Source organism: Streptomyces sp. NPDC029526 (genome assembly GCF_040637405.1).
Classification (GTDB): Bacteria; Actinomycetota; Actinomycetes; order Streptomycetales; family Streptomycetaceae; genus Streptomyces.
In genome coordinates this window covers 107,635-123,955 of sequence record NZ_JBEZWE010000013.1, presented here as the reverse complement: position 1 = coordinate 123,955, position 16,321 = coordinate 107,635, and the positions used below count along the sequence as shown (strand labels likewise).

Genomic DNA, 16,321 nt, shown 5'->3' with positions numbered 1-16,321 from the left:
CGCAGCGTAAGTGCAACACTCGGCTCATGGTGACCACATACGCGGACGAACGACACCCGGCACCCGACGAGCGCGGCACCCCGGCCCCCGACGCGCGCACGGCGGCCGACGGGCCGGGCGGCACGGCCACCCACGAGGTGACCAACCAGCCCGGCCCGCTCACCCCCTACGACGCCTCCGACGACGCCGCCCTGCTGGAAGGGCTGCGGCGGGAGGGCGCGGGCTGGGCGGAGGAGGACGTACGGCGGCTGGGGCGGCTGGCGGGCAGCGCGCAGGTGCAGGAGTGGAGCGACCAGGCCAACCGCCACGCGCCCGAACTGCGCACCCACGACCGGTACGGGCACCGCGTGGACGAGGTGGACTTCCACCCGTCCTGGCACCACCTGATGCGCGCCGCCGTCGCCGAAGGACTGGCGGGCTCCCCCTGGGCGGACGGCCGGCCGGGCGCCCACGTGGTGCGCACCGCGGGCGGACTGGTGTGGGGGCACACGGAGGCGGGCCACGGCTGCCCGACGTCCATGACCTACGCGGCGGTGCCCGCCCTGCGCCGGCAGCCGGAGCTGGCGGCGGTGTACGAGCCCCTGCTGACCAGCCGGGAGTACGACCCGGCGCTGCGGGTGCCGACCGACAAGCCCGGACTGCTGGCCGGCATGGGGATGACCGAGAAACAGGGCGGTTCCGACGTCCGCACGAACACCACCGCGGCCACGCCGACCGCGGAATCCGGCGTCTACACCCTGCGCGGGCACAAGTGGTTCACCTCGGCCCCGATGTGCGACGTCTTCCTGGTGCTGGCCCAGGCCCCCGGCGGGCTGTCGTGCTTCCTGGTGCCGCGCGTCCTGCCCGACGGCTCCCGCAACACGTTCCGCATCCAGCGCCTCAAGGACAAGCTCGGCAACCGGTCCAACGCCTCCTCCGAGCCCGAGTTCGACGGCACCGTGGCCTGGCGGGTCGGCCCCGAGGGGCAGGGCGTGAAGACCATCATCGAGATGGTCAACTGCACGCGGCTGGACTGCGTGACGATGTCGGCCGCGCTGATGCGGAAGACGCTCGTCGAGGCGGGCCACCACGCCCGCCACCGGAGCGCCTTCGGGGCCCGGCTGGTGGACCAGCCGCTGATGCGCAACGTGCTGGCCGACCTGGCCCTGGAGTCGGAGGCCGCCACGGCCCTGACGCTGCGTCTGGCCGGAGCGGCCGACCGCGCGGTGCGCGGGGACGCCGGGGAGGCCGCGTTCCGCCGGATCGCGACCGCCGTCGGCAAGTACTGGGTGACCAAGCGCGGCCCCGCCTTCACCGCCGAGGCGCTGGAGTGCCTGGGCGGCAACGGCTACGTCGAGGACTCCGGCATGCCCCGGCACTACCGGGAGGCCCCGCTGCTGTCGATCTGGGAGGGGTCGGGCAACGTCAACGCCCTCGACGTGCTGCGCGCGCTCGGCCGGGACACCGCCACCGGCCGGGCCCTGTTCGACGAGCTGGCCCTCGGCCGGGGCGCCGACGCCCGGCTGGACGCGGCCGTCGCCCGGCTGGAGGAGCGGGTGGCGCAGGGGTCCCCGGTGGGGGCGCGCCGCCTGGTGGAGGACATGGCGCTGGCCCTCCAGGGCTCCCTGCTGGTCCGTCACGCCCCGCCCGCGGTCGCCGACGCCTTCTGCGCCACCCGGCTCGGCGGCGACTGGGGCCACTCCTTCGGCACGCTGCCCGCCTCGGCCGACCTCGGCGCGATCCTGGAGCGCGCCCTGCCGGCCGACGGCTGACGCCGCACCGCCGGGTGGCGCGCGCCCGGGGCTCCCCCACCGTGCGCCGCCCGGCCCGTCGCGGCCTCGGCGCGGTCCCCGGCGGCCTCGGGCGCGGTTCCCCGCGACGTCGGCGCGGGCACCAGCGGCCTCCGAGACCCCCGGCGGCCCTCGGTGCGGTCCGCGTGCCGAGGCGTCCGGCGGACCGCTCCCGTCCGTCCTCGCTTCCTCTCTGCCTCTTGCTCCCTCTCCGCCTCTCTCCGTCCCCTCTGCTCCCCTCCCGCCCGGTTCCCCTGTGCCACCCTTTCCGGCCCCCTCTCCCCCCGGGCCCCTCTCACCCTCCCTCCGGCCCGGCACACCGCTCCGACCTGGGGCGCCGCCTGATCCAGAGGTGACTGTCAGTGGCCGGGTGCAGACTGGCCGGTGTCCGAGTGAGAGGCGTCGGGGAAGACGCCGCGGAGGTGATCGGCATGACCGAAGTACTGCTCGCCGTCGGTACCCGCAAGGGCCTGTTCATCGGGCGCCGACGCGGCGGCACCTGGGAGTTCGACGAGAGTCCCTACTTCAACGCACAGGCCGTGTACTCGGTCGCGCTCGACACCCGGGGGCCGGTCCCGCGGCTGCTCGTCGGCGGCGACAGCTCTCACTGGGGGCCGTCGGTGTTCCACTCCGACGACCTCGGCCGCACCTGGACCGAGCCGTCGCGCCCGGCGGTGAAGTTCCCCCAGGACACCGGCACGTCGCTGGAGCGGGTGTGGCAGCTCCACCCGGCCGCGGCCGAGCCGGACGTGGTCTACGCGGGCACGGAACCGGCCGCGCTCTACCGTTCCGAGGACCGGGGCGAGACCTTCGAGCTGGTCCGCCCGCTGTGGGAGCACCCGACCCGGTCCCGGTGGATGCCGGGCGGGGGCGGCGAGGGCCTGCACACCGTGCTGACCGACGAGCGCGACCCCCGGGCGGTGACGGTGGCCGTCTCCACGGCGGGCGTGTTCCGCACCCTGGACGGCGGCGCCAGCTGGACCCCGTCCAACTCGGGGGTCTCCGCCGTGTTCCTGCCCGACCCGAACCCGGAGTTCGGGCAGTGCGTGCACAAGGTCGCCCGGGACGCGGCGGACCCGGACCGCCTGTACCTGCAGAACCACTGGGGCGTGTACCGCAGCGACGACGCCGGAGCGCACTGGACGGACATCGGCGAGGGCCTGCCCTCCACGTTCGGCTTCGCCGTGGTCGCCCACCCGCACCGCGGCGACACCGCCTACGTCTTCCCGATCAACGCCGACGCCGACCGGGTGCCGGCCGGGCGGCGCTGCCGGGTCTACCGGACGTCCGACGCGGGCCGCAGCTGGGAGCCGCTCGCCGCGGGCCTGCCCGAGGGCGACCACTACGGCACGGTGCTGCGGGACGCCATGTGCCACGACGGCGCGGACCCGGCCGGCGTGTACTTCGGCAACCGCAACGGCGAGGTGTACGCCTCCTCCGACGACGGGGACATCTGGCGTCAACTGGCCTCCCACCTGCCGGACGTGCTGTGCGTGCGGGCCGCGGTCCTCGGGTGAGCCCGCCCGCGCCGCCCTGCGCTTGCCGGCCGGGCGGGACCGCGTCGCGCGGCGGCTTCGGCCAACCGTTGATCACCGCCGCCGTCACGGCAGTAGGGTGACGCCCGTGGCACCACGACCCTTGCATGAGATCGTCGAAGCGGGCTGGGCGAAGGCCCTGGAACCGGTGGCCGGGCGGATCGCGGAGATGGGGGACTTCCTGCGCGCGGAGATCGCCGCGGGACGCACCTACCTGCCCTCCGGCGCGAACGTCCTGCGCGCCTTCCAGCAGCCCTTCGACGAGGTACGCGTCCTGATCGTCGGACAGGACCCCTATCCCACCCCCGGGCACGCCGTCGGGCTGAGCTTCTCGGTGGCGCCGGAGGTACGGCCGCTGCCGGGCAGTCTGATCAACATCTTCCGGGAGCTGAACCAGGACCTCGGCCTGCCGCAGCCCTCCAGCGGCGATCTCACGCCGTGGACGCGCCAGGGCGTCCTGCTGCTGAACAGAGCCCTCACCACCGCCCCCCGCAAGCCGGCCGCCCACCGCGGCAAGGGCTGGGAGGAGGTCACCGAGCAGGCGATACGGGCGCTGGCCGCGCGGGGCAAGCCGCTGGTGTCCATCCTGTGGGGCCGGGACGCCCGCAACTGCCGTCCCCTGCTGGGTGATCTGCCGTCGGTGGAGTCGGCGCACCCCTCGCCGATGTCGGCCGACCGCGGGTTCTTCGGGTCCCGCCCGTTCAGCCGGGCCAACGACCTGCTGATCCGTCAGGGCGGGCAGCCCGTGGACTGGCGCCTGCCGTGAACGACGGGCGGGCCGGGCACCCGTCGGCGGACGCCGGTGCGGCGTCCGCGGGACCGGCGTTCCTCGCCGTGGACTCCGGCGGTTCGGGACTGCGGGTGGTGGTCGGCGCCGCGGGACGCGGTCCGCTGGCCCGCGCGGCTTCCCGCACGCCGGTGCGGACCGGTGAACGGGGCATCGATCCGGGTCACTTCATGGAACAGCTGCTGGACCTGACCCGTCCCCTGGTCGCCGGGGCCGGGGTCGGCCGGCTGGAGGCGGCCGTGGTCGGGGCGGCCGGGCTGGCCAGCCTGGGCGACGCGCTGCGCGCCGAGCTCCCGGCCGCGCTGGCCCGCGAACTCGGCGTGCGGCGGGTGGCGTTGGCGGCCGACGCGGTCACCGCCTACGTCGGCGCCCTCGGAGCGCGGCCGGGCGCGGTCGTCGCCGCCGGCACCGGCCTGATCGCGGTCGGGACCGACCTCACCGGCTGGCGGCGCGCCGACGGCTGGGGCCACCTGCTGGGCGACAGCGGCGGCGGCGCCTGGATCGGCCGCGCGGGCCTGGAGGCCGCCCTGCGCGCCCACGACGGGCGGGACGGCGGCTCCGCCCGTCTGCTGGCCGAGGCCGAGGCCCGGTTCGGCCCGGCGGCCGGGCTGCCGGGGCAGGTGTACCCGCGCCCCGACCGGCCCGCCGTGCTGGCCTCCTTCGCGCCCCGGGTCGGCGCCTGCGCCGCCGAGGGCGACGCCGTCGCCCGGGACATCCTGCGAACCGCGGCCCGGCACATGGCGGAGGCCGCCGCCGCGGTCTGCCCGGCTCAGGGCGCACCCGGACCGCTCGTCGCCGTCACCGGCGGGCTCACCGGGCTGGGCGATCCACTGCTCGGCTCGCTGGCCGGGGAACTGCGGCGGCGGCTGCCCTCGGCCAGGCAGGTGCCGGCCGAGGGGGATCCCCTGCACGGGTCGGTACGGATGGCGACGGACCTCGCCACCGGCTCATTCACGCTTCCGGGTGATGACGCGCTGCTGACCGTGGTGGCCCCCGTCCGCGCATGAGGCCCCGGGCAGGTCAACGGCCTCCCGGTGCCCGATATCCGGACGTAACTCATCAGACAAATACGGACGGATACCGCTCACCTGCACCCTCCCCGAACAGGGAAGCCCGGGAAACCACTAACATGCCGCACCATGAGCACCCCCACTGGGCCCGCGTCCGGCCTGCCTGTACGAATGCCGCGCCCCCGCCAGCCCGGGAGGCACCGCCGCCCCGAGCCGCTGGTGGCTCCCGAGGGCGCGCCCGCGCTCGTCCTCGCCGTGCCGGGTACGCCCAGTAGTGCCACCCGCTCCCTCGCCGACGAGGTCGTGAGCATCGCGCGCTCCGAGCTGCCCGGACTGGACGCCCGCATCGGTTACCTGGACGGCGACGACCAGGAGTTCCCCTCGCTGCAGGCCGTGCTGGCGCACGCCGCCGAGGAGCGTACCGCCCGCTTCGAGCTGGCCCGCGCCGCCGGAGCGGACGTCAAGGAGCCGGACGGCCCGGTCGCCGTGGTCGTCCCGCTGCTCGCCGGCCCCGACGGCTCGCTGCTGCGCCGGGTGCGCCAGGCCGTGATGGACAGCCGGGTCGCCGCCGACCTGACCGACGTCCTCGGCCCGCACCCGCTGCTCGCCGAGGCCCTGCACGTGCGGCTGTCGGAGGCCGGGCTGGCCCGCGCCGACCGTGCCCGTCTGTTCACCGTGGCGACCGCCGCGGACGGCATCATCCTGGCCTCCGTGGGCGGGGACGAGGCGGTGCAGGCGGCCGGGATCACCGGCATGCTGCTCGCCGCGCGCCTGGCGGTCCCGGTGATGGCCGCGGCCCTGGACGACGAGGGCTCCATCGCCTCCGTGGCCGAACAGCTGCGCGGCTCGGGTTCGCAGCAGCTGGCCCTGGCGCCCTACCTGATCGGCCCGGAGATCGACGCGAGTCTGGTCGAGGCCGCCGCCCAGGAGGTGGGCTGCTCCGCCGCCGAGCCGCTCGGCCCCTACCCGGCGATCGGCAAGCTGGCCCTCGCCAAGTACACGACGGCGCTCGGCATCGCCACCCCGCAGGCCCAGGGGTCGCCGGTGCGCTGACGGGCGGGACCCGCTCCACCAGACGCCGGCAGAGGCCCGCTCCCGACAAGGGGGCGGGCCTCTGCCGTTCCCGGCCGGTGCTCCCGCCGGGTGGACCGGCGGGAACGCCGGCCCGGCGGGCGCTCCGCCGCCCCGCACGGCTTCGCCCCGGCCGGTGCGCGGCGGGCGCGTGTCCTTCGCCCCGCGCCCCGCTGGACGCCGGCGGGTGTGGGCTGTCGCCGGCGGGTGTGGGCTGTCGCCGGCGGGTGTGGGCTGTCGCCGGGCTCAGCGCATCACGACGCAGGAGGCGGCGGGTACCGGGAGGGAGCCGCCGCGACGCGGCAGACCCGTGTCGGGGTCGGTCGGGAACCAGGTCACGTCGCCGGAGCGCTCGTTGGCCACGTAGAGGACGCCGTCCGCCTCCGTCAGGGCGCGCGGCCACCGTCCGCCGCAGGGCACGGTGGCGAGCAGGCGCGGCTTGTCCCGCCCGCCGCCGGTCTCCGCGTCCAGCGAGAAGACGGACAGCACGTCCTCGCCCCGGGTCGCGGTCCACAGCCGGCGGCCGTCGGGCGAGACGGCGAGGCCGGAGGGGTAGGCGTCACCGGCGGGGGCGCCGGGCAGGACCGGGATCTCGATGAGCGGTTGCAGCACTCCCGCGTCGGCGTCCCAGCGGCACGCCAGGAGCGTGGGGCTGAGCTCGTTGAGGACGTAGGCGTGCCGGCCGTCGGGGTGGAAGGCCAGGTGGCGCGGCCCCGATCCGGGGCGCAGCGCGGTCTCCCGGTGCAGGACGGGCGCTCCGTCGGCCAGGGCGCACACCAGCACGGAGTCCGTGCCGAGGTCGACGGCGACCGCCCATCGTCCGGCGGGGTCGGCCTGCACCTGGTGGGTGTGGGGTCCCTGCTGCCGCTGCGGGTGGGGACCGGACCCGCTGTGGCGCAGGACGCCGGAGGCGGAGCGGGCCAGGGTGCCGTCGGGGCGGACCGGGACGGCGGTGAGGCTGCCGGAACCGTAGTTGGCGGTCAGCAGGTGTCCGTCGAACAGGCCGAGGTGGGTCGGCCCGCTCGCGGCGACCGGCACCGGCCCTCCCGCCGGCTCCAGCCCGTCCCCGGTCACCCGCAGGGCGGCCACCGCGCCCTCGTCGGTCTCGCTGACCGCGTACAGGGTGCGCCCGTCGGCGGCGAGGGCGAGGTAGGAGGGGTCGGGCAGGCCGTCGAGGGTGCTGAGGGCGGTGAGTGCGCCGTCGGCCCCGACGGCGGCGGTGACGATGCCGGGCCCGCCCGCCGCCGTGAACGATCCGATGTGAGCCCGTCGTCCGCCGTCCGCCACCACTTCGCCCCTCTCGTCGCTGCAGGTCCGGGGCGACCGTAGCAGTCAGGCGCGCCCGGGCCGGGTCCCGTGGGTGCGGCCCGGGCCCGGCGTCAGGCTCCGACCAGCGGAGATCCGGAAGGGGCCCGGAGCGGCGCGGCGAGTTCGGCGAGCGCCTTCTCCAGGCCGTGCAGCGGGGCGGGTTCCGGCACGGTCCGCGGTGCGGCGGGGGCGATGTCGCGGCCCTCGGTGAGCGCTTCGACGGCCGCTTCGACGCGGCGGCACGCGGCGGCGAGGCGTGCGTCCCGGGACGCCTCCGGGTCGGCGACGACGGTGACCAGGGCCCGCAGTTCGGCCGCGCAGTCGTCCAGCAGGGCGAGCACCCGGCGGGCCCGCCGCTTGCGGTGGAGCACGGGGTGCAGCGGGTGCACCAGCGGGGCGACCGAGAGCCGCACCCGGGCGAGCAGCTGCTCCAGTTCGGCGATCCTGGGCGCCGGGTCCGCGCCGGCCGCACCGGCCAGCCGTGCGGACGCCTCGGCCGTGCAGGCGTGGACGCAGCGCAGGGCCCGGCGGATCCAGTGGTCGGTCACGCTGTGCGTGGTGACGGGCAGGACGAACGCCACGGCCAGGGCGGCACCGAGGGCCCCGACGCCGGTCTCGGCGAGCCGGAGCGCCAGCAGACCGGGGGTGAGGACGCCGAGGAGGCCGTAGAGCATGGCGGCGAGGACGGTCACCCAGAGCATCATCCAGGTGTAGGAGAGGGCGGCCGTGTAGAAGATGCCGAACACGGCCACCGCGACGATCACCAGGGTCGGCAGGGGTGCTTCGTGCGCGGGCACCGCGACGCACAGGGCCAGGCCGATGCCGAGGACCGTGCCCAGCACCCGCCGGAAGCCGCGGACCAGGGTCTCGCCGCGGGAGGCGGTGTTGACGAAGGCCCACCAGGTGGCGCCGACGGCCCAGTACCACCGTTCCCCGGAGACCAGCTGGCCGACGAGCAGGGCGAAGCCGGAACCGGCGGTGGCCTGGACCGCCTGGCGGGTGGTGACCCGGGCCAGACCGGTGCCCTCCGGCGGTGCGGGCGCGACGGCGGGGGGCAGGCGGCGCTCGTAGCACCAGAGCCCGAACCGTACCGCTGCCGCGGTGAGCACGGACAGCAGGACGGCGGCGCACAGCTCGGGCAGCGCGCCGGGGGTCGCGTGCAGGAACTGGGCGACGAAGTAGGTCATGAAGGCGAACACGCCGAGGCTGTGTCCGCGGGGGCCCCAGCGGCGGGCGTACACGCCCAGGGCGACGACGGCGAGGAAGGTCAGGTCGCGGGGCACCGGCCGGTCGTGCAGCAGGGCGGCGGCCGTCAGGACGGGCAGGCCGGCGGCGGGCAGCAGGGCCGTGGTCACGGCCTGTCCGCGGACGGTGGCGTCGGTGACGGTGAACAGGGCGAGGAGCGCGGCGAGTCCGCCGGTGACGGCGCCGGTGAGGGAGTACCCGGCCGCACCGCACAGGGCGACCGCCGCTCCGATGCCGAGCACGGCCCGCGCCGCGAAGCGCAGCCGCACCCGGCCCGGGTCCGGCGCGATGAACACCCTCTTCAGCACCTGTGAACCGCCCCTCCGTGATCTGCGGGCACCGGCTCGGAACCGGCATGAAAAAGGCGCCGCGGGGGTCCGCAGCGCCATCGACCCCCATATCTGAGCATCCGTGGCACCGACGGCTCAACCGGCCCCTTGGGAAGTGGTCCATCGGTCCAGTGACCGGGGGCCGGAGCGGGCCGTCGGCGTGCCATTGGCCACCCGCGCCTGGTCCGGCGTTCGGCGGGCCCGCAGGGCCGTTGGTACAGTCATGGCGACCGGTACTGGACCACCGAGGCACCCACGGGGTGACCGACGGACCGGGAGGAGGCCGCGGGCATGGCCGTGGACGAACTCGACACCCGCATCCTGCGGCTGCTGCTGGAGCAGCCGCGCACGAGCGTGCGCGAGTACGCCCGGATCCTGCAGATCGCACGCGGCACGCTCCAGGCCCGCCTGGACCGGATGGAGCGCGACGGCGTGATCAAGGGGACCGCCCCCTCCCTGTCACCCGCGGCGCTCGGCCATCCCGTGCTGGCGTTCGTGCACATCGAGGTCACCCAGGGCCATCTCGACGAGGTGGGTGACGCGCTGGCGGCCGTGCCGGAGATCGTGGAAGCCTTCTCCATCACGGGCGACGGAGACCTGATGACCCGGGTCGTGGCGCGCGACAATGCGCACCTGGAGGACGTCGTCCAGAAGCTGATCAACCTGCCGGGCGTGGTGCGCACCCGCACCGAGGTGGCGCTGCGCGAGCGGGTCCCGCACCGGCTGCTGCCGCTGGTGGAGTCGATCGGCCGGGCGGCGGGCCGTTAGGGGCTGGCATCCTGGCCCCATGAGCACCTTCGGCACCCTGTCGGTCATCTTCGATCTCGACGGAACGCTGGTGGACAGCGAACCGAACTACTACGAGGCGAGCCGGCGGACCCTGTCCGAGTACGGCGTCCCGGATTTCACCTGGGAGGAACACGAGCGCTACGTCGGCATCAGCACCCGGGAGACGATCGCCGACTGGCGCGAGCGCTACGGGCTGCGCACCCCGGCGGAGGAGCTCCTCGCCGTGAAGAACCGTCACTACCTGGAGCTGGCGGGCTCCACCACCCGCGCCTACCCGGAGATGCGGGCGTTCGTCGACGCGCTGGCGGCGGAAGGGGTGCCGATGGCCGTGGCGTCCGGCTCGTCCCCGGCCGCCATCGAGGCGATCCTCGCCGTCACGGGGCTGGACGCGCTGCTGCGCACCGTCGTCTCCGCCGAGGAGGTCGCGCACGGCAAGCCGGCACCCGACGTCTTCCTGGAGGCGGCCCGCCGGCTCGGCGCGGACCCGGCCGACTGCGTGGTGCTGGAGGACGCGGCACCGGGCGCGGAGGCCGCCCGCGCCGCCGGCATGCGCTGCGTCGCCATCCCCTACGTCGCCTCCCAGGCCGACGCCCCGGAGTTCGCCGCGGCGGACCTGTTGCTGCGCGGCGGCCAGCGGGAGTTCACCGCGAAGGGTGCCCTGAAGTGGCTGGAACAGCAGGCCGGGCGGGGGTGAGCGGACGGTCCACCGGGCGGTGAGGGGCCGGTGGGACGACACGCCCACCGGACGGTGAGGGGCCGGTGGGCCGACACGTCGGGCAGCCGGTGAGGGGCCGGTGGGCCGACACGTCGGGCAGCCGGGGGAGGCGGGGCGGAACGGTTCGCGCCGTTTCGGCAGCACGGGGAAAAGTTTCTCGCCGGACACTGATTGTCTTGCCGCTTCCATCCGTACTCCCTGGTGTTGGGCCGTTCTCATCCCAGGAGGCACGATGCGCATCTCGCGCAGCACGGCAGGAACCGCGTTCGTGGGCGGAGCCATGATTCTCACCCTCACCGCGCTGGCCTATCCCACCATGCTGGGCGTGCAGAACACCTCGACCAAGCAGGACCGGGTGGTGGCCAACACCAACTACGGCCCCCTGACCGAGGCGGACCGCGACTTCGTCGTGAAGGTGCGCGCGGCGGGGCTCTGGGAGCACCCGTTGGGGCTGATGGCCATCGAGCGAGGAACGACGCCGGAGATGAAGGAGGCGGGCGAGCACCTGGTCGTCGGACACGGACGTCTCGACGAGAGCTGCCGCAAGATCGCCCTGGAGCTGGGGATCACGCTGCCGAACCAGGCCTCGCCCCAGCAGGAGGGCTTCGTGCAGACCGTGGAGTCCACCACCGGCAAGGAGTTCGACTCCGTGGCGGTGAACATCATGCGGGTGACGCACGGTCAGATTTTCCCGGTGATCGCCAAGGTGCGGGCCAACACCCGTAACACGCTGGTCCGTCAGCTGGCCGACCAGGCCAACGACACGGTGCTGGACCACATCACGGTGCTGGAGAAGACCGGCCTGGTCAACCACGAGCAGGTCAACTTCCAGCAGACGAGCCCGCCCAAGATGCCGGAGGAGCAGGTGACGCCGCCGGCCCCGGCCGCGGGCGCACCGGTGCTCGTGCTGAAGATCCCGAAGGAGCTGGAGGACCTGAACACCGTGTCACCCGCGCCGACCCCGGCGCCGACGGTGAAGTGACGGCGGGGCCGCCGTGAGGTCACGGCGGCCGGCGGACCGTCTCAGGACCCGCGTCGGGGAGTGCCCCGGCGCGGGTTCTTCGGTGCGCCGCCGGCGCCCGTCCGGCGGCCCCCGGCCGAGTCCCGGCCGCCGGCCTTCTGCTGCTGCTTCTGCTGCCCCTGCTGTTTCTGTTGCTTGTGTTTTTGCTGATGTTTCGGTTGCTGTTGTTGTTGCTTCGGTCGCTTCTGTTGCTTCGGCTTCCGCTGGTCCTGCGTACGGTCCGCCTCCTGCCGGGTCCGGCGGCCCCGGGTGCTGTTGGCGGTCCGGCCGCGAACGATGCCGATGAAGTCGTCCACCAGGTCCGTCGTCGCGTCCTCGGGCCAGGCCAGCGCCACCCCGGACTCGGGGGCCCCGGCGAGCGGCCGGTGGGTGAGGTCCCTGCGGTGGTGCAGCCGGGCCAGGGACAGCGGCACCACCAGGACACCGATGCCCGCGGCGACGAGTTCCACGGCGTCGGCCGTGGTGGCCGGACGTTCGAAGGCCGGGCGGCCGGGCGGCCGGTCCCAGCCGAGGACGTCGTCGAGGGGGTGCAGCACGATCTCGTCGGCGAGGTCGTCCGGGGACACCTCGTCGACCGCGGTGATCACGTGGTCCTTGGGGACGACCACGACGGTCTGCTCGGTGTAGAGCGGAATGGCGCTGAACACGGTCCGGTCGACGGGCAGCCGGACGAGACCCGCGTCGGCGTCCCGGCTCCGCAGCAGCTCCGGCGCCCGGGAGGCGGGGACCTGCGTGAGGGTGAGGGGGACGTCGGGCAGCCGCTCGTTCCAGATCCGCACCCACTTGCCGGGCATCACCCCGGGTGCGTACACGAGCCGGAACGAGGGGGACACTTCCGAGCCTGTCACGCGGCCAGGTTACCGGCCGTGGTCGGCGGTCGCGCACACGCTCGATACGCTGGGCGCCATGACGTCGCACCAGAACACCCAGACCATGAAGCCCGCGACCGCGGCGAAGAAGCTGGGTGTATACCTCGAGGCCACCCCCGCCGAGTTCCGCGAGGGCGTGGTGTCACGGGCCGAGCTGAACGCGCTCCAGGCCGACCCGCCCCAGTGGCTGCGGGACCTGCGACGCGACGGCCCGCACCCCCGCCCGGTGGTGGCGGCCAAGCTGGGCGTCTCCATCGCCGGCCTCGCGCGCGGCGGGGTCACGGAACCGCTCACCACGGAGCAGATCGAGGCGCTGAAGCAGGAGCGCCCGGAATGGCTGGAGCGGGAGCGCGCCACGCAGGCCGAGGTCCGCAAGGAGACCGCACGCCTGAAGCAGCGGGACGCCGAGCGCGCCGCCGGACGGGACTGAACCGCCCGGCACCTTCCGCACCGGGGCTCCCCCTGACGCCCCCGGCACCGCGAACCCCGCCTCCCCCTCGAACGCCGGCCCGCTCCACCCCTTCCGGCGGATAGAAATATCTATCAGCATGGGGCCAGCACGCGCCCGCGAGGCGCAGTCGACCGTGCCCGGGGTGGGACATGCAGAGCCTCATGTGGAAGCAGGCCGTCGAGTGGCTGGCCGCGGCGGCCACCGATCCCCAGGCCTGCAAGCGGGCCTGGGACCACGGCACCGACACCGCCCTGTTGGCCGCCGGCCGGTACTGGGACGTGCTGAGTGTGCCCGACCGCCTCGGGCTGCTCGCCCTGGACGTCCTGTGGCGCGATCCGCTCAAGACGCCCGGGCCCACGCTGGTGGACGTCACGGCCCGCCGGGTGGGCTTCTTCCTGCCACCCGACCCGGACAGCGACTGGATCGGGTTCGGCGTGCGCCACGTCGGCCGGGGTTCCTGGGTCGCCGTCCCCCCGCCGTACCGGCCCGCGGGGCGGCTGGAGTGGCTCGTCCCGCCGGACGGCAGCGGAACGCTGCACGCGCCCGGCCCCCTGGAACAGGCTCTGCGCAAGGCCACCGGCACGCTCGCCGTGCTGGCGCCGGTCAGTGCGGAGCCGGTGGGGCCGGACGGCTGGTGAGGGTCTCCTCCCCGGCCCGTACGGCGCCGGGGCGCGCGGCGCCGCCGTCCCGGCCGGGGCGACGGTCGGAGGGAGCGCCGACGGCCGACGCCGGACTGGGGTCGACCGGGCTGTGGTCGACCGGACGGTTCGACGCGTGGTCACCGTCGCCTGCCCCTTCGGCCGGGGGAGCTTCGGCGCCCCCGCCCCGACCACCGAGGGGGTCCCTTTGGCGGTCGGGGCCCTCTTGGAGGTCGTGGCCCTCTTGGTGGTCGTGGCCCTCTTGGTGGTCGAGGCCCTCGTGGCGGTCGGGGCTCTCACTGCGGCCAGGGCGCTCGCGACGGTCGGGGCCCTCGTGGCGGGGTTCGTCGGTACGGGCCTCACCACCGGGTCCGTCGGCACAGCTGTCACCACCGGGTCCGTTCCCGGACGGGGTGGCGCGTGGCTCGTCACCGCCGTCCCTGCCGGGTCCGCTGTCGCTGCCGGGTCCGCCGTCGCTGCCGGGTCCGCCGTCGCTGCCGGGTCCGTCGGGGTGGTCTTCGACGCCGGGTACGCCGTCGTCCGCCGGGGCGACGGGTGGCTGCCCTCTGCCGGCGGTGCCGTCGGGCGCGGGACGACCGGGCGGCCGTCCCTCACCGGCGGCGCCGGCGGGCACGGGACGACCGTCGGCACGGCGGTCGGCGCCATGGTCGGCGGTACGACCGGCGCGGGGGTGTGCCGGGCGGTGGTCGTCGTAGGCGTCCGCCGGCGACCGGTCGGAAGTAGTCTGCCCGGCCACCGGGGACAGCAGGGGCAGCGGGACGCGGAAGGGCACGGACCGCGCGGCCGGCACCGTCGCCGGGCGTGCCGGGGCTGCTTCGTCACTGATCGCCACGTCGACGAAGGCGGGCGGAAGGGGCTCCTGGTGGCCCGGAACCGTGCGGCCCCCGGCCGCCCACTCCGCGACGAGGGCGGAGTAGATCGGTGTGTGACCGTCGTGTCCCGCCGCGGTTTCCGCGGACGGCCGGTGCGCGGCATCGTTCCCGAGAGGGCGCCGCGCCGTCTCAGTCCTGTCCATGTGGGGGCAACGGCGCACCCCGTACCGGCGGTACGCCGGAGGCTCCCCCTCCGCCGGGTCGGGTGAAGCGGTCACCCGTTCGGCCGAACATCGCGGTCACACAGGCATGCTGGAGCGCGACCTTCCGTTCAGAACACGACCTGCTCGCACACGAAGCGACAGACCCGGGACCACCCCGCCCGAGCGGAGCGTGGCGCCTCCCGGGCCGCACCCCTTACGGGAGGCACCGCACCACCGTCCCGGAGTCGCCGCGACCACCGTCCGGGGGTCGCCGCAGCGTCGCCCGGGCAGCGCCGGAAAAGGGCGGCCTCCGGGCCACCGCCGGCAGCGCACCGGCGGTCGTCGGCGGAAGGCGATCGGCGGACGGCCGTCGGCGGGAGGCGATCGACGGTAGGCGATCGGCGGGAAGGTCCTCGGTGAGAAGGGCTTGCGCCTCTCTCCGCCCCGCCTCCCCGCCTCCGCGCCTCCCCGCCTCCGCCCGGGACCGGCCGTTACAGGCGTTCGCCGGGCAGGTCGTCCACCGTCTCCCGCCGCTCCACCGGCACCGTCGCCACCGGCCCCGGGACGGGCACCGCGTCCTGTCCGAGCGCGCGGCCACGGGTCAGGCGCAGCGCGATGGGCTCGGTGTACCGGGCGGCGAGCGGGCCGAGGACGACGAGGATCAGCACGTAGGCCGTGGCCAGCGGGCCCAGGCGCGGTTCGACACCCGCGGTGACCGCGAGGCCCGCGATGACGATGGAGAACTCGCCGCGCGCCACCAGGGTGCCGCCGGCGCGCCAGCTGCCCTTGGGCGAGATGCCGGCCCGCCGGGCGGCCCAGTACCCGGTGGCGATCTTCGTCAGCGCGGTGACGACGGCCAGTCCGAAGGCGGGCAGGATCACCGGCGGGATGGACTGCGGGTTGGTGTGCAGACCGAAGAAGACGAAGAAGACGGCGGCGAACAGGTCGCGCAGCGGGGCGAGCAGATTGTGGGTGCCCTCGGCCACCTCTCCGGACAGGGCGATGCCCACGAGGAACGCGCCGACGGCCGCCGAGACCTGGAGCTGCTGGGCGAGCCCGGCGACGAGCAGGGTGAGGCCCAGCACCACCAGGAGCAGCTTCTCCGGGTCGTCGCTGGAGACGAAGCGGGAGATGATCCGGCCGTAGCGGACGGCGACGAAGAGGACGAGTCCGGCGACGCCGAGCGCGATGGCCAGCGTGATGCTGCCCGTGGCCAGGCCGACGCCGGCCACCAGGGCGGTGACGATGGGGAGGTAGACCGCCATCGCGAGGTCCTCGAGGACGAGGATGCTAAGGATCACCGGGGTCTCACGGTTGCCGAGCCGCCCGAAATCCCCGAGGCACTTGGCGATGACGCCGGAAGAAGAGATCCAGGTGACGCCCGCGAGCACCACGGCGGCGACCGGCCCCCAGCCGAGCATCAGGGCCAGCAGGGCGCCGGGCACGGCGTTCAGGGCCATGTCCACCAGCCCCGCGGGGTACTGCGTCTTGAGGTTGGAGACGAGGTCGCTGGCCGTGTACTCGAGGCCGAGCATGAGCAGCAGCAGGATGACGCCGATCTCCGCGCCGATGGCGACGAACTCCTCGCTCGCGCCGAGCGGCAGCAGCCCGCCCTCGCCGAAGGCGAGGCCCGCCAGGAGGTAGAGGGGGATCGGGGAGAACTGGAGCCGTCCGGCGAGGCGCCCCAGCAGACCGAGCCCGAGGATGATCGCGCCGAACTCGATCAGGAAGATCGCGGAAGAGTGCAC

14 protein-coding genes are annotated in these 16,321 nt (G+C 75.0%); 10 read left to right on the top strand and 4 right to left on the bottom strand.

From position 1 onward, the window contains the following. Positions 1-26: 26 nt before the first annotated feature. From AB0F01_RS24020 to AB0F01_RS24000, 5 genes are all read left to right on the top strand, one after another. Positions 27-1,751, top strand: a complete 1,725-nt coding sequence (locus tag AB0F01_RS24020; RefSeq protein ID WP_362099331.1) for an acyl-CoA dehydrogenase family protein — start codon at positions 27-29, stop codon at positions 1,749-1,751. Positions 1,752-2,131: 380 nt separating this feature from the next. Continuing rightward, entirely contained in the window at positions 2,132-3,286 is a 1,155-nt protein-coding gene (locus AB0F01_RS24015; RefSeq protein WP_362099328.1) for an exo-alpha-sialidase, read from the top strand. Positions 3,287-3,392: 106 nt separating this feature from the next. Further along, positions 3,393-4,070, top strand: coding sequence for a uracil-DNA glycosylase (locus AB0F01_RS24010; protein WP_362099325.1), 678 nt, complete (start codon positions 3,393-3,395; stop codon positions 4,068-4,070). Between the two features lie 68 nt (positions 4,071-4,138). Further along, a complete protein-coding gene (locus AB0F01_RS24005; RefSeq protein WP_362099414.1) occupies positions 4,139-5,098 on the top strand; it encodes a BadF/BadG/BcrA/BcrD ATPase family protein in 960 nt (319 codons plus the stop codon). A gap of 132 nt (positions 5,099-5,230) precedes the next feature. Then, a complete protein-coding gene (locus AB0F01_RS24000) occupies positions 5,231-6,154 on the top strand; it encodes a hypothetical protein (protein WP_362099322.1) in 924 nt (307 codons plus the stop codon). 264 nt (positions 6,155-6,418) lie between these two features. Here the strand turns inward: AB0F01_RS24000 and AB0F01_RS23995 are convergent, their stop codons facing one another. Together AB0F01_RS23995 and AB0F01_RS23990 are read right to left on the bottom strand one after the other, a co-directional pair. Further along, positions 6,419-7,459: a lactonase family protein gene (locus AB0F01_RS23995; RefSeq protein ID WP_362099319.1), complete on the bottom strand. Its 1,041-nt coding sequence runs from the start codon at positions 7,457-7,459 to the stop codon at positions 6,419-6,421. 92 nt (positions 7,460-7,551) lie between these two features. Continuing rightward, positions 7,552-9,033 carry an FUSC family protein gene (locus tag AB0F01_RS23990; RefSeq protein ID WP_362099316.1) on the bottom strand — a complete coding sequence of 494 codons (1,482 nt, stop codon included), beginning with the start codon at positions 9,031-9,033 and terminating at the stop codon, positions 7,552-7,554. A 312-nt stretch (positions 9,034-9,345) separates the two neighbouring features. On the opposite strand from AB0F01_RS23990, the gene AB0F01_RS23985 reads away from it, so the two are divergent. From AB0F01_RS23985 to AB0F01_RS23975, 3 genes are all read left to right on the top strand, one after another. Next, positions 9,346-9,822 carry an Lrp/AsnC family transcriptional regulator gene (locus tag AB0F01_RS23985; RefSeq protein WP_362099314.1) on the top strand — a complete coding sequence of 159 codons (477 nt, stop codon included), beginning with the start codon at positions 9,346-9,348 and terminating at the stop codon, positions 9,820-9,822. A gap of 19 nt (positions 9,823-9,841) precedes the next feature. Further along, positions 9,842-10,537: an HAD family phosphatase gene (locus tag AB0F01_RS23980; protein WP_362099312.1), complete on the top strand. Its 696-nt coding sequence runs from the start codon at positions 9,842-9,844 to the stop codon at positions 10,535-10,537. A gap of 253 nt (positions 10,538-10,790) precedes the next feature. Continuing rightward, positions 10,791-11,540, top strand: coding sequence for a DUF4142 domain-containing protein (locus tag AB0F01_RS23975; protein WP_362099310.1), 750 nt, complete (start codon positions 10,791-10,793; stop codon positions 11,538-11,540). 41 nt (positions 11,541-11,581) lie between these two features. Here AB0F01_RS23975 and AB0F01_RS23970 read toward each other — a convergent pair whose 3' ends face one another. Next, positions 11,582-12,427 carry a LysR family substrate-binding domain-containing protein gene (locus AB0F01_RS23970; protein WP_362099308.1) on the bottom strand — a complete coding sequence of 282 codons (846 nt, stop codon included), beginning with the start codon at positions 12,425-12,427 and terminating at the stop codon, positions 11,582-11,584. Between the two features lie 58 nt (positions 12,428-12,485). Between AB0F01_RS23970 and AB0F01_RS23965 the strand changes: the two genes are divergently transcribed. Together AB0F01_RS23965 and AB0F01_RS23960 are read left to right on the top strand one after the other, a co-directional pair. Beyond that, a complete protein-coding gene (locus AB0F01_RS23965; RefSeq protein ID WP_362099305.1) occupies positions 12,486-12,878 on the top strand; it encodes a DUF5997 family protein in 393 nt (130 codons plus the stop codon). 170 nt (positions 12,879-13,048) lie between these two features. Then, positions 13,049-13,537: a hypothetical protein gene (locus tag AB0F01_RS23960; protein WP_362099303.1), complete on the top strand. Its 489-nt coding sequence runs from the start codon at positions 13,049-13,051 to the stop codon at positions 13,535-13,537. A gap of 1,527 nt (positions 13,538-15,064) precedes the next feature. Here AB0F01_RS23960 and AB0F01_RS23955 read toward each other — a convergent pair. Next, the gene (locus AB0F01_RS23955; RefSeq protein ID WP_362099301.1) at positions 15,065-16,321 is read right to left on the bottom strand and encodes a cation:proton antiporter; all 1,257 of its coding nucleotides are present in this window, start codon (positions 16,319-16,321) and stop codon (positions 15,065-15,067) included.

Excerpts from the sequence above, each read along its gene's own strand:
- AB0F01_RS24020 (WP_362099331.1), top strand. The coding sequence starts at position 27 with ATGGTGACCACATACGCGGACGAACGACACCCGGCACCCGACGAGCGC.
- AB0F01_RS24000 (WP_362099322.1), top strand. The coding sequence starts at position 5,231 with ATGAGCACCCCCACTGGGCCCGCGTCCGGCCTGCCTGTACGAATGCCG.
- AB0F01_RS23985 (WP_362099314.1), top strand. The coding sequence starts at position 9,346 with ATGGCCGTGGACGAACTCGACACCCGCATCCTGCGGCTGCTGCTGGAG.
- AB0F01_RS23980 (WP_362099312.1), top strand. The coding sequence starts at position 9,842 with ATGAGCACCTTCGGCACCCTGTCGGTCATCTTCGATCTCGACGGAACG.
- AB0F01_RS23975 (WP_362099310.1), top strand. The coding sequence starts at position 10,791 with ATGCGCATCTCGCGCAGCACGGCAGGAACCGCGTTCGTGGGCGGAGCC.
- AB0F01_RS23965 (WP_362099305.1), top strand. The coding sequence starts at position 12,486 with ATGACGTCGCACCAGAACACCCAGACCATGAAGCCCGCGACCGCGGCG.
- AB0F01_RS23960 (WP_362099303.1), top strand. The coding sequence starts at position 13,049 with ATGCAGAGCCTCATGTGGAAGCAGGCCGTCGAGTGGCTGGCCGCGGCG.